The 13374-nt window shown below is 66.1% G+C and carries 9 protein-coding genes; 2 read left to right on the forward strand and 7 right to left on the reverse strand.

Annotation, left to right across the window (positions count from 1 at the left end; genetic code table 11):
• Nucleotides 1-65: 65 nt before the first annotated feature.
• Together VG556_RS02710 and VG556_RS02715 are read left to right on the forward strand one after the other, a co-directional pair.
• Nucleotides 66-1742, forward strand: a complete 1677-nt coding sequence (locus tag VG556_RS02710; RefSeq protein WP_100449976.1) for a long-chain fatty acid--CoA ligase — start codon at nucleotides 66-68, stop codon at nucleotides 1740-1742.
• Between the two features lie 161 nt (nucleotides 1743-1903).
• Nucleotides 1904-2776, forward strand: a complete 873-nt coding sequence (locus tag VG556_RS02715) for a crotonase/enoyl-CoA hydratase family protein (protein WP_100449975.1) — start codon at nucleotides 1904-1906, stop codon at nucleotides 2774-2776.
• 70 nt (nucleotides 2777-2846) lie between these two features.
• Here the strand turns inward: VG556_RS02715 and VG556_RS02720 are convergent, their stop codons facing one another.
• The 7 genes from VG556_RS02720 to prfB form a co-directional block, all read right to left on the reverse strand.
• The gene (locus tag VG556_RS02720) at nucleotides 2847-5024 is read right to left on the reverse strand and encodes a response regulator (RefSeq protein ID WP_046430396.1); all 2178 of its coding nucleotides are present in this window, start codon (nucleotides 5022-5024) and stop codon (nucleotides 2847-2849) included.
• Nucleotides 5021-6166, reverse strand: a complete 1146-nt coding sequence (locus VG556_RS02725; RefSeq protein WP_032959453.1) for a response regulator — start codon at nucleotides 6164-6166, stop codon at nucleotides 5021-5023. The genes VG556_RS02720 and VG556_RS02725 overlap by 4 nt, the downstream gene beginning before the upstream one ends.
• A 205-nt stretch (nucleotides 6167-6371) precedes the next feature.
• The gene (gene lysS / locus VG556_RS02730) at nucleotides 6372-7883 is read right to left on the reverse strand and encodes a lysine--tRNA ligase (RefSeq protein ID WP_012480078.1); all 1512 of its coding nucleotides are present in this window, start codon (nucleotides 7881-7883) and stop codon (nucleotides 6372-6374) included.
• Nucleotides 7884-8043: 160 nt separating this feature from the next.
• Nucleotides 8044-9684 carry an acetolactate synthase large subunit gene (locus VG556_RS02735; RefSeq protein ID WP_014647004.1) on the reverse strand — a complete coding sequence of 547 codons (1641 nt, stop codon included), beginning with the start codon at nucleotides 9682-9684 and terminating at the stop codon, nucleotides 8044-8046.
• A 62-nt stretch (nucleotides 9685-9746) separates the two neighbouring features.
• On the reverse strand, nucleotides 9747-11132 hold the full coding sequence (locus VG556_RS02740) for an NAD-dependent succinate-semialdehyde dehydrogenase (protein WP_049407398.1): 1386 nt from the start codon (nucleotides 11130-11132) through the stop codon (nucleotides 9747-9749).
• Nucleotides 11133-11290: 158 nt separating this feature from the next.
• Entirely contained in the window at nucleotides 11291-12073 is a 783-nt protein-coding gene (locus tag VG556_RS02745) for a helix-turn-helix transcriptional regulator (protein WP_423179975.1), read from the reverse strand.
• Nucleotides 12074-12229: 156 nt separating this feature from the next.
• Nucleotides 12230-13355, reverse strand: a protein-coding gene (gene prfB / locus VG556_RS02750; RefSeq protein WP_014037064.1) for a peptide chain release factor 2 whose coding sequence is annotated in 2 segments (ribosomal slippage) — nucleotides 12230-13279 and nucleotides 13281-13355 — 1125 coding nt in all. Because the reading frame shifts where the segments join, the coding sequence is not laid out codon by codon here.
• Nucleotides 13356-13374 lie beyond the last annotated feature (19 nt).

Here is a 13374-nt window from a genome sequence, read left to right on the forward strand (position 1 = left end):
ATGACCGGCCGTTGTCGATACGCTCAGGGCCGGACCTAATACATCACGATTCCTGGAGGGGGAATATGAGTCTGGATCGTCCCTGGCTGCAGAGCTATCCGAAAGGCGTTCCCGCCGAGATCGACGTCAACGAGTTCCATTCGGTAGCTTCGGTCTTCGACGCTTCCGTCGCGAAATTCCGCGACCGTCCCGCCTACTCCAGCTTCGGCAAGGTCCTCACCTACGGCGAGACCGACGCGCTGGTCGAACAGTTCGCGGCCTACCTGCTCGGTGAGCTCAAGCTCAAGAAGGGTGACCGCGTCGCCCTGATGATGCCCAACTGCCTGCAGTACCCGGTGGCCACCTTCGGCGTGCTGCGAGCCGGCCTGACCGTGGTCAACGTCAACCCGCTGTACACCGCCCGCGAGCTCAAGCACCAGCTGGTCGATGCCGGCGTGACCGCGCTGGTGGTGGTCGACAACTTCGGCGACACCGTCGAGCAGGTCATCGCCGATACGCCGGTCAAGCATGTGGTCACCACCGGCCTGGGCGACCTGCTCGGCGCCAAGGGCGTGATCGTCAACTTCGTGCTGAAGTACATCAAGAAGATGGTGCCCAACTACCATCTCAAGGGCGCGGTGCGCTTCCGCCAGGCGCTCAAGCTCGGCAGCCGCCACAGCCTGCCCAAGGTCGAGATCGACCACGACGACATCGCGTTCCTGCAGTACACCGGCGGCACCACCGGCGTGGCCAAGGGCGCGATGCTGACCAACCGCAACCTGATCGCCAACATGCAGCAGGCCTCGGCCTGGATCAGTGCGTCCGGCATCGAGATGGGCAAGGAGTGGATCATCACCGCCCTGCCGCTGTACCACATCTTCGCACTGACCGCGAACGGGCTGGTCTTCATGAAGTTCGGTGGCTGCAATCACCTGATCACCAACCCGCGCGACATGAAGGGCTTCGTCAAGGAGCTCAAGTCGGTGCGTTTCACCGCCATCACCGGCGTCAACACGCTGTTCAACGGCCTGCTCAACACCCCCGGTTTCGACACGGTCGACTTCTCCTCGCTGAAGGTCACCCTGGGCGGCGGCATGGCGGTGCAGCGCGCCGTCGCCGAGCGCTGGAAGAAGGTTACCGGCGTGACCCTGGTCGAGGCCTATGGCCTGACCGAGACCTCGCCGGCAGCCTGCATCAACCCGCTTACCCTGACCGAGTACAACGGCTCGATCGGCCTGCCGATCCCCTCCACCGATGCCTGCATCAAGGATGACAACAGTGCCATCCTGCCGCTGGGCGAGGTCGGCGAGCTCTGCATCAAGGGCCCGCAGGTGATGAAGGGCTACTGGCAGCGCCCGGAGGAATCGGCCAAGGCCATCGACGCGGACGGCTGGCTGCATACCGGCGACATGGCCAAGATGGACGAACACGGCTTCTTCTACATCGTCGACCGCAAGAAGGACATGATCCTGGTGTCCGGCTTCAACGTGTACCCGAACGAAGTCGAGGACGTGATCGCGATGATGCCGGGCGTGCTGGAAGTGGCCGCGGTCGGCGTCCCGGACGACAAGTCCGGCGAGGTGGTGAAGGTGGTCATCGTGAAGAAGGACCCGAACCTGACCGCCGAAATGGTCAAGGAGCATGCCCGGGCCAACCTGACCGGCTACAAGCACCCCAAAATCGTTGAATTCCGAAAGGAGCTGCCGAAGACCAACGTCGGCAAGATCCTCCGTCGCGAACTCCGCGATACGCCCGCCCAGTAAGGGTTTGCGGCAATCTGGACAGTGCAGGGCCCGGGGCGGAAACGTCCCGGGCCCTTTCGCATGCGACGCCGCTGAGGCGGTGTAGCATCGCCGCGTGTGTGGACCGTTCGGCCCGCCGGCCACCCACCTGACACTGCGGGCCGCATGCCGAGGACCCTTCCATGAGTACCATCGAAAAGCTGCCTTCAAGCGGCTCACCGTTCGCCACCATCCGTACCGAAGACAGCGCCGACGGCGCTGCCCACTGGCTGTTCATGCACGCCGATGCCGCCACCGGGATCCGTCCCTGCTGCCGCAAGGACATGCTCGACGAAATGTGGAGCTACATGGCGGCCATCACCCGCAGCCCTGCCGAACGCCACAACGGGACATTGCGGCATTTCGTGCTGGCCTCCGATGCCGTCGCCTACAACCTGGGCGGCGACCTGGACCTGTTCACCCGCCTGATCCGCGAAGGCAACCGCGACCTCCTGCTGAACTACGCCCAGCGCTGCGTGGAGGGCGTGCACCACCTGCACACCGGGTTCGGCGGCGACGTCCGTTCGATCGCGCTGATCCAGGGTGACGCCCTCGGCGGCGGCCTGGAAATGGCCCTGGCCTGCCACGCCATCGTCGCCGAGGAAGGCAGCGGACTGGGCCTGCCGGAGGTGCTGTTCGGCCTGTTCCCGGGCATGGGTGCGTACTCCTTCCTGTGCCGGCGCGTGTCCCCCCATCTGGCCGAGAAGATCATTCTCGACGGCCGGGTCTACAGTGCCGAGGAGATGCATGCCATGGGCGTGGTCGACGTGCTGGTGAAGAAGGGCGAAGGCCGGGCGGCGGTCGAGGAACTGATCCGCCAGCAGCAGCGCACGCCGCAGTCCTATCTGGCGATGAATGCCGCACGCGCCATCGCCCAGCCGGTCAGCTACGACGAACTGCTGGAGATCACCAAGGTATGGGTCGATTCCGCCCTCGCACTCGGCGACCGCTCGCTGCGCACCATGGATCGCCTGATCAAGGCCCAGACCCGTCGCGCCAGTCTCGACGCGGCCTGATTCCTCCCCTCCCCCAGGATGGGTTCAAGCCCGGCTGGCCACCGGGCTTTTTTTGGGTTCACGCCACGCCTCAGCGCGCTTCACCATCATCGGCGGCGCCGCGCATGCGGCGTTCGGCCCGCGCGTCCAGCGCCCGCCGGCCTTCCTTGATCGCCTCCTGCAGGATGCCCAGGCGCTGACGCCATTCGGTCTTGAGCTGCCAGTCGGCCATCCGCATCAGCTCGCCGGCACGGTTGGACGCGCGCATCAGGCCGAGGTTGCTGGCCACGCCCTTGATCGCGTGGGATTGTTCGCGGAACACATCCCACTGCGTGGCCTCGCCGGCCTGCTCGGCCTTGCCCATGCAGCTCGCCACGTCCTCCAGGCACTGGCGGATGAACTCACGTTCGAAGCCCTCGCCCATGCCCAGCGAAGCCAGTTCGTCCAGCACGCTGCTGTCGAGCACGCCATCCTGCAGCGGCGCCGCCGGTCGCACCACCGGTGCGGCCATGGTCTTCAGCTGGGCATTGCTGGCGATCTCGGCCAGCGTATCGAGCAGGCGCACCGCAACGACGGGCTTGGCCAGGAAGGCATGTGCGCCGGCCTGGGTACAGCGCTGGATCGCCTCGGGCGTTACATCCGCACTGAGTACCAGTACCGGCGTGCGCGGACCGCCGCCGGCCTGCATCACCCGCAGTTCCTTGAGCATGTCCAGCCCGCTCATGCCCGGCATGTGCAGATCGACGATGACCGCGTCGAACTCGCTGTCGGCCAGCGCATCCAGCACCGCCTCACCGCCGTCCACGCACAGCACGCGATGGCCGGCCTTCTGCAGCAGGCGCTGCAGGACCATGCGGTTGGCCTCGTGGTCGTCGGCCACCAGGATCTGCATGCTGCGCACGCGGGCGCGATGGCGCAGGAACGGATCGGCAAAAGCGATCACGTTGCCGCCCGGGCCCGCGTCTTCGTCGCCGCTCAGGCTCGGCACCGCGCCCGGCACCTGCGGCTGCGGCGGCGCGAACGGCAGCTCGACCCAGAAGTGGCTGCCGCGCGGCGGGTTTTCCAGATAGCCGATGTCACCGTCCATCGCCTCGACCAGGCCCTTGGCGATGGTCGTGCCCAGCCCCGTCCCCTCGTGGCGGCGCGCCATGCTGACATCGGCCTGCTCGAACGCGTCGAACAGCCGTGCACGCATGGCAGGTGGCACGCCGATGCCGGTGTCGAGGATGTCGAAGCGCAACCGCACCGCCCCGCTGGCATCGGCCTGCACCACGCCGACACGTATCTCGACCCGGCCATGGTCGGTGAACTTGACCGCGTTGCCGGCCAGGTTCAGCAGGATCTGCCGCAGGTGCCCGACATCGCCGCGCACGCGTGGCGGCACACCATCGGCCACCTTCACCCGGTAATCCAGCCGTTTGGCCTTGGCCTGTGGCAACAGGATCAGACCGATCGCCTGGATCACGTCGGCCACGGCGAAGTCCTCGGCCACCACGCGCAGCTTGCCGGCCTCGATGGCCGAGATGTCCAGCACTTCTTCCACCAGTGCCAGCAGGCTGCGCGACGACGCCTGGATGGTGTTGAGGCACTCGCGCTGCTCGTCATCCAGGCGCGTGGTGGCCAGCACTTCGGTCATGCCGTTGAGACCGTTCAACGGCGTGCGGAACTCATGGCTCATGTTGGCCAGGAACCGGCTCTTGGCCTCGCTGGCGCGGCGCGCCTCGGCCATCGCTTCGGTCAGCTGCCGCAGCAATGTCGAGAAGTACAGCGGCACCGCTGCCAGGCCCAGCCAGAGGCCGATGGCCAGGCGGAAATTCTGTTGCCAGTAAGGCGTCAGCATCACGGTGCAGCCGAAGCTCACCATCGCCATGGCCACCGCCACGTACAGATAGTGGTTGCCAAAGCGCATGCCATTGCCGACCGTCACCCACATCACCACGATGTAGACCCAGGCCAGCGGCTCACCCATCTGCACCATGCCGGCAGCAATGAGGCCGTAGTCAGCCAGCATGCCCAGCACGCGGCGGGGATCGGAACGCGCCGGCCGCCACAGCAGCCAGCCGAACAGCAACAGTGACAGGCTCAGGCCGGTCAGCACGATCGCCAGCACACCGACGTACTGGGTGTGCGGCAGATCGTGGCGCGGTGCCGGCAACAGTACGTAGGCCAGGATCAGGCTGATCAGCACGATGCGGACGATCTGCTGGCCGTGCTCGCTGTCCTGGCGCTGGGACAGGCGCAGCCGCAGCTGCGACAACAGGCGTTTCACGCGCCCAGCCCCGGGCGCGCGGACGCCATCGAATGCTCGGCGCAGATCTGGTCGAGCTGTTCGCGGCCGCGCAGCAGCGCGTCCACGCATCGGGGATCGAACAGGCGGCCACGCTGAGCGTAGAGATAAGCCAGGGTGGCTTCCATGGTCCATGCTTCCTTGTACGGACGGGGCGAAATCAGGGCGTCGAAGACATCGGCGACGGCCACGATGCGCGCTTCCAGCGGAATCGCGTCGCCGACCAGCCCATCGGGATAGCCACTGCCGTCATAGCGCTCATGATGACGCAGTGCGATCAACGCGCCAACCTGGATGAAGCGATTCTGGCTGCCGCTCAGCAGTTCATGGCCAATCCGCGGGTGCCGGCGCATGATCGCCAGTTCTTCCTCGTTGAGCTTGCCCTGCTTGAGCAGCACCGCATCGGGAATGGCGATCTTGCCCATGTCATGCAGCGGCGCAGCCATTTCGATCAGGCGCACCTCCTCTTCGGGCAGCCCGAGCTGTTCGGCGATCAGTCCGGCCACGCGCGCCATGCGCTCCAGGTAGGCGCTGGTGCCGGCATCACGGAACTCGATCGCGCGTGCCAGCCGCGACAGCGTTTCGCGCTCGCGCTCTTCGACCTCATGCATGCTGGCCAGCAGGCGCTGCTCCAGCGACAGCGCCCGCTGCTTCACGTTCTCGGTCTGCTGGCGCAGCTGCAGCAGGTTGTAGCAGCGCGCCCGCAGCTCGCGCGGGCGGATCGGCTTGACCAGGAAGTCGATGACGCCTGCTTCCAGTGCCGCTTGCCGGATCGGCTCGTCACCGACCACGGTGATCAGGATCACCGGAATGTCGCGGTGCTTGGGCAGGCGACGGAAACGACGGGCGAATTCCAGCCCATCCATCTCCGGCATGCGGTAATCGAGCAGCAGCAGGTCGACCGGATGGGCTTCGCACCAGGCCAATGCGGTCAGCGGGTCTCCGAAGTCATACACGCTCAGTTCCGGCGCGATGTCTTCGATGACGTGACGCAGCATCGTCCGGGCCGAAGTCTGGTCGTCAACGATGACGATGTTCAACGCGTACTCTGCCTGGTTTCTCGACCACGCTGGATCATCAGCAGGCGAGGATACTCTGCCGCTGCGAACGCTCGCACCCTGCATCGGCCTGACTCCCGTGTCATGCGTCCCGATTCATGATCGTCATCACAATGTGAAGCGGACTCCCCACACCGTGCCCTCCCCCTGGCGCCGATCAAGCCATAACAGGCGTCAAGGTAGTGCAATTACGATACGCCGAGTGCGGGACGCGTCAATCGCGCCGTCTCGTTTCGGGACGGCGCGCACAATCGGGAGTCAAAAAGGCGACTTACTGCTCCGGACGCATGTACGGGAACAGCAGTACATCGCGGATCGAGCTGCTGCCGGTCAGCAGCATCACCAGGCGATCCACGCCGATGCCGAGGCCGCCGGTCGGTGCCATGCCGTACTCCAGCGCACGGATGTAGTCGGCGTCGTAGTGCATGGCCTCGTCATCGCCACCTTCCTTCGCCGCCACCTGGGCCTGGAAGCGCTGGGCCTGGTCTTCCGGATCGTTCAGCTCGGAGAAGCCGTTGGCCAGCTCCTTGCCGTTGACGAACAGCTCGAAGCGGTCGGTGTAGCCCGGGTCATTGTCGTTGGCACGGGCCAGCGGCGAGACCTCCACCGGATGGTCAGTGATGAAGGTCGGCTGGATCAGGGTGTGCTCGACGGTGGCCTCGAAGATCTCCAGCAGCAGCTTGCCCCAGCCGTAGGACGGCTTGACGCGGATCTTCAAGCGCTCGCAATGGCGCAGCAGCGCGTCGCGGTCGGTGCAGTCCGCCGCAGAGATTTCCGGATTGTGGTGGCGCACCGCCTCGTCCATGCGCCAGCGGCGGAATGCCGGGCCCAGGTCGATCTTCGCGCCGTCCCATTCGACCTCGGTGCCACCGTTGACGGCCTTGGCCACGTCACGGATCACGCCTTCGGTCAGGTCCATGATCTCGTTGTACGTGGCATAGGCCTCGTACAGCTCCATCATGGTGAATTCCGGGTTGTGGCGGGTGCTGACGCCTTCATTGCGGAAGTTGCGGTTGATCTCGTACACGCGCTCAAGGCCACCCACGGTCAGGCGCTTGAGGTACAGCTCCGGCGCCACGCGCAGGTACAGGTCCAGGTCCAGCGCATTGTGGTGGGTGGTGAACGGCTTGGCCGCCGCGCCGCCGGGGATGTAATGCATCATCGGCGTCTCGACTTCCAGGAAGTCGCGGTTGTCCAGCCACGCGCGCATGGCGCGGATGATCTTCGAGCGCTTGATGAACACCGCGCGCGACTCCGGGGTCACGATCAGGTCGACGTAACGCTGGCGGTAACGCTGCTCGACGTCGGCCAGGCCATGCCACTTGTCCGGCAGCGGGCGCAGCGACTTGGTCAGCAGGCGGATCGATTCGGCCTTGACCGACAGCTCGCCGGTCTTGGTACGGGTCAGGCCGCCTTCGACGGCGATGATGTCGCCCACGTCCCAGCCCTTGAAGGCGGTATAGGCATCGCCCAGCACCGCGCCCTGCAGGAACAGCTGGATGCGGCCGGACTCGTCCTGGATCTGCGCGAAGCTGGCCTTGCCCATGATGCGCTTGGCCATCAGGCGGCCCGCCATCTTCACCTGGCGGCCGTTGCCTTCCAGGGCCTCGGCGGTCCAGGTTTCGGCATCTGCGAATTCTTCCTGCAGGCGGCCGGCGAAGTCCTCGCGACGGAAGTCGTTCGGGTACGCGATGCCCTGCCCACGCAGCGCTTTGAGTTTCTCACGGCGCTCGGCGATCAACTTGTTTTCGTCGACGGGGGGGGTATCGGTAGCTTCGCTCATGGATCTGCGGGAATCGTGTAGTGAGGGGGGATGCAGCGCCCGGCACAGCCGGTTGCCCAGCATACCAAAACCGCCCAGCCCCAGCCGGGAGAGGGGTCAGATCCCTCTGCTGCGCAAAGGGATCTGACCCCGACCGGGACCCCACCTGGACCCTGGATGTCTACCTGTTGCCGGGGAACGCCTGGCGCAACTCATCCACCAGCACCCGCTGGTTCTCCGAATAGTCCACCGGCACCGACACCAGGTGCACCCCGCCCTCGTTGAAGGCCGCTTCCAGGGTCGGGATGAACTGCTCGATGGCCGTCACCTCGTGGCCCTTGCAGCCATAGGCCTCGGCGTACTTCACGAAATCGGGGTTGCTGAAGGTCATGCCGTAGTCGGTGAATCCGTCCACGGCCTGCTTCCAGCGGATCATGCCGTAGGCACCGTCGTTGAGGATCAGCACCACCAGGTTCAGGCCCAGCCGGCGGGCCGTCTCCAGCTCCTGGCTGTTCATCATGAAGCCGCCGTCGCCGCACACCGCCAGCACCCGCCGCTGCGGATACAGGATCGAGGCCATGATCGCCGACGGCAGGCCCGCGCCCATCGTCGCCAGCGCGTTGTCCAGCAGCAGCGTGTTGGCCACCTGGGTGCGGTAGTTGCGCGCGAACCAGATCTTGTACATGCCGTTGTCCAGCGCCACGATGCCATCCGGCGGCATCACCTGGCGCACGTCGTGCACCAGCCGCTGCGGGGTGAACCCGGCCTCTTCGGCCCGGTCGGCCAGGTGTTCGAGGATGGTCGCGCGCAGCGGCAGCAGCGCAGCGGCATTCGGCACCGCGCCCTCGATGCGGTCGGCCAGCTGGGTCAGCGAACGACCGATATCGCCGATCACCTCCACCTGCGGGAAATACACCTGTTCCACCGCCGCCTGCGAGTACCCGATATGGATCACCGTCGGCCCACCCGGGCGCATCACGAATGGCGGCTTCTCGGTGACCTCGTGGCCGATGGTCACGATCACGTCGGCCTGGTCGATCGCCATGTGCACGTAATCGCGCTCGGTCAGCGCCGCGGTGCCCATGTACAGGCCTGAACCACCGGCCACCGCGCCCTTGCCCATCTGCGTGGTGAAGAACGGGATGCCGGCGCGCAGCACGAACGCGGACAGCGCGTCGCTGGACTGCGGCCGCGAGGCCGCCGAAGCGATCATCAGCAGCGGCCGCTTTGCATTGCGGATGAGCTCTGCTGCCCGATCCAGCGCCTCCGGGCTGGCAATGGGACGGTCCACCGCGTGCGGCGGAATCAGCGCCACGCCCTCGACCTCATCGGCAGCAATGTCTTCGGGCAGCTCCAGCAACACCGGGCCCGGGCGCTCTTCCTGGGCGACACGGAACGCCTCGCGGACGATGGTCGGAATGGTGCGTGCCGAGACGATCTGCCGCGCCTGTTTGGTCAGCGGCTTCATCGTGCCGACGATGTCGACGATCTGGAAGCGCGCCTGCTTGCTGGCGACGATGCCCTTCTGGCCGGTGATCATGATCACCGGCCACGCACCCAGCAGCGCATAGGCGGCGCCGGTGGTGAAGTTGAGCGCGCCCGGGCCGAGCGTGGCCAGGCATACGCCCGGCTTGCCGGTCAGGCGGCCGTAAGTGGCCGCCATGAACACCGCCGCCTGTTCGTGGCGGGTGATGACCAGTTCGATGCTGGAATGGCGGAGCGACTCGACCACGTCGAGGTTTTCTTCGCCGGGAATGCCGAAAATGCGCTCGACGCCTTCGTTCTCAAGTGCGGCGACGAGCAGATCTGAACCCTTGGACATCGGATGCCGTCCTTTGTGCTGGACTGATGGTGGATCGTTGCAGGAAGGATGAGAGCCGCGCGTCAATGCTTGTCGAACCACACTGTCTGCGCGTTGACGAATTCACGGATGCCGAAGTGCGAGAGCTCGCGGCCGAAGCCGCTCTTCTTCACACCGCCGATCGGCACGCGAGGGTCGGAAGCGGAGAAGCCGTTGACGAACACACCGCCGGTCTGCAGCCGGCGCGCCAGCTGCATGGCCCGCGCGCGGTCACCGGTCCACAGGTTGCCGCTGAGGCCGAACTCGCTCTGGTTGGCCAGTTCCACCGCGTGGTCGGCATCGCGGGCGCGGCTGATCGAGGCCACCGGCCCGAACGTTTCCGTGTCAAAGGCCTGCATGCCCGGCTCTACGTCCGCCAGTACGGTGGGCGCGTAGAACGCGCCCGGGCGATCGAGCTGATGGCCGCCGACGAGCAGCTTCGCGCCTGCGTCCACCGAGGCGCGCACCTGCGCGTCCAACTGTTCCAGCAGGTCCTGGCGTGCCATCGGACCAATGCGATTGCCCGCTTCACGGCCATCACCGATGGTCAGCGCCTGCACTTTCTGGCAGAACTGCGCCACGAAGCGGTCGTACACCGCGTCTTCAACGATGATGCGCTTGCCGGCAATGCAGACCTGCCCGGTGTTCTGGAAGCGCGAGGTCACCGCCGCATCGACGGCCGCATCCAGGTCAGCGTCGGCCAGCACGATGAACGGATCCGAGCCGCCCAGTTCCAGCACCACCTTCTTCAGCGCCTGCCCGGCCTGGGCGGCGATGCTGCGGCCTGCGGCTACGCTGCCGGTCAGGGTGACGGCAGCGATGCGGTCATCGGCGATCGCACGGCTGGTACCCTCGCGGCTGATGTTGGCGGCGATGAAGGTGCCTTCCGGCAGCCCGGCATCACGCCAGGCGGCATCGAGCAGCTGCGCGGTGCCGACGATGTTCTCGGCCGGCTTCAGCAGGAAGCCGTTGCCGCCCATCAGGATCGGTACCGCCGCGCGCATCACCTGCCAGTACGGGAAATTCCACGGCATGATGCCCAGCACCACGCCCAGCGGCAGGTAGGACACGTAAGCCTTGTCGTCGGGCACCTGGGTCGGCTCGTCGCGCAGGAACTGCGCACCGTGGTCGGCGTACCAGTCGCACAGCACGGCACACTTCTCGATCTCGGCCAGTGCTTCGGCCTGCACCTTGCCCATCTCGGCGGTAGCCAGGGCAGCCAGCGTCTCGCGGTCACGGCGCAGTACGCCCGCCATCGCACGCAACACCTGCGCTCGCTGTTCCAGGCTGCGGGCGCTCCAGGCGGCGAAACCGGCCTGACCGCGATCGAGGATCGCTTCCAGCTCGGCATCCGTGGCGAAGGGATGGCTGGCGATCTGCTGGCCGGTGGCCGGATCGCGGGAAATGGCGGTGGTGGGGGCAGCGGACATGCAGGTCTCCTGGTGTCTCGACGACGGGCGGGCGGCCCGTCTCCTGCACAGGAATGTGGACCCGATTGGCGGAGGCAACAAGGCGTCTGCTTATCCTGTGACCTGCACTTACCTGTCTGAATGGGGGCTCTTGGCAGGGCGCAGCCCTGCCGACCAACCTACCTACGCGGCAGGTAAGTCACCAGGGAAAGATCGTGCCGGCTCTCCGGCACCAGTGCCACGTACTGCAGGTCCAGCAGCCCGCGCGTGGGATGGTTCAGCTTCTTCGCACCCTCATCGAACCGGCGCACGTCGTGCTCCGGCCACCACTGGCGGAATTCCTCGCTGTGCGCGGCGAGGTCCTCGACCAGCGCCAGGAACGGCGCCTTGTCCGGCGCCTGCGCCATCGCCGCACGGAAGCCTGCCAGCAGGCCGCGGGTCATTTCTTCCCAGTTGAGGATCAGCGTGCGGTACGGCGGGTACAGGAACATCAGCCGCAGCGTGTTGCGCTCATGCGGCGCCAGTTGGCTGTAGTCCACGAACAGATCGGCGATGGCCGGGTTCCAGGCCAGGATGTCGAAGCGGGTGTTGCGCACATAGGCCGGGATCGGCTGCATCGCCTCCACCAGCTGGCGCAAGCCGTCAGTCACGCTCTCGTCCGGTGATTCCAGCGGCACGCCGTAGCCGGACAGCGCGAACGCGTAGGCGCGTTCGTCGTCGCTCATGCGCAGCACCTGCGCCAGGCGCTCCAGCACCTCGGGCGAGGCGCGCACTTCACGGCCCTGCTCGATCCAGGTGTACCAGCTGACGCTCACCCCGATCGCCAGCGCGACTTCCTCGCGCTTCAGGCCCGGGGTCCGCCGGCGCCCGGCCGGCAGGCCGAGCGTGGCAGGATCGACACGGACGCGGCAGGCCTTGAGAAAGCCGCCGAGTTCTTTGCGTTCACTTTCGCTGCGCATCATCGCTACCGCCGTACCCGTTGTAGCGTCGAGCCATGCTCGACGCATCTGCTACTGCGCCAACAGCAGCCGAGCATGGTCTCGGCCCCACACCGGAAGCGTGATCAGCCACCCTCGGCGTTGCGCACGAGGGTGACGATATCCGCGCAGGCGCGCCGATCAGGCATCGACGCGCTTGGAGCCCACGGCCAGGCCGGCCTTCAGGCTGGCCTCGACGAACTCGTCCAGGTCGCCGTCCAGCACCTTCTGCGTGTCCGACCGTTCGATGCCGGTGCGCAGGTCCTTGATGCGGCTCTGGTCGAGCACGTAGTTGCGGATCTGGCTGCCCCAGCCGATGTCGGACTTGGTGGCTTCCACCGCGTCCTTCTCGGCGTTGCGCTTCTGGATCTCCAGTTCATACAGCTTGGCGGCCAGCATCTTCATCGCGTTGTCGCGGTTCTGGTGCTGGCTGCGGCCGGTCTGGCAGGCCACGACGATGTTGGTCGGGATGTGGGTGATACGCACCGCCGACTCGGTCTTGTTCACGTGCTGGCCACCGGCACCGGACGAACGGTACACGTCGGTACGCAGGTCGGCCGGGTTGATGGTGATGTCGATGTTGTCGTCGATTTCCGGCGACACGAACACCGAGGTGAAGCTGGTATGGCGGCGGTTGTCCGAGTCGAACGGCGACTTGCGCACCAGGCGGTGCACGCCGGTCTCGGTCTTCAGCCAGCCATAGGCATAGTCGCCTTCCACGCGCAGCGTGGCCGACTTGATGCCGGCAACGTCGCCACCGGACACTTCCATCAGTTCGGTCTTCCAGCCGCGCGACTCGCACCAGCGCAGGTACATGCGCAGCAGGATCTCGGCCCAGTCCTGGGCTTCGGTGCCGCCGGCACCGGCCTGGATGTCGACGAACGCCGCCGCATTGTCCATCTCGCCGGAGAACATGCGCTGGAACTCCAGCTTCTCCACGTGGGCCTGGTGCTTGTCCAGGTCGGCGACCACGGCCAGGGCGGTGTCCTCGTCCTGCTCGGACTCGGCCAGCTCCAGCAGCTCGGTGGCATCGTTCAGGCCATCGAGCACCGAGGCGATGCCGCCCACGGTCTTTTCCAGGCTGGAACGTTCGCGGCCCAGGTTCTGGGCGTACTCGGCGTTGTTCCAGACGTCGGGGCTTTCCAGCTCCCGCGTTACTTCTTCAAGACGCTCTTTCTTGGCGTCGTAGTCAAAGATACCCCCGAAGCGACAGCACGCGATCGGTCAGATCGGTGATGCGCTGGCGGACAGGATTCAGTTCGATCATGTCGGCGGTTATGCATTCA

It is taken from the genome of Stenotrophomonas sp. CASM106, from assembly GCF_049384825.1.
In the GTDB taxonomy this organism is placed as follows: Bacteria; Pseudomonadota; Gammaproteobacteria; order Xanthomonadales; family Xanthomonadaceae; genus Stenotrophomonas; species Stenotrophomonas muris.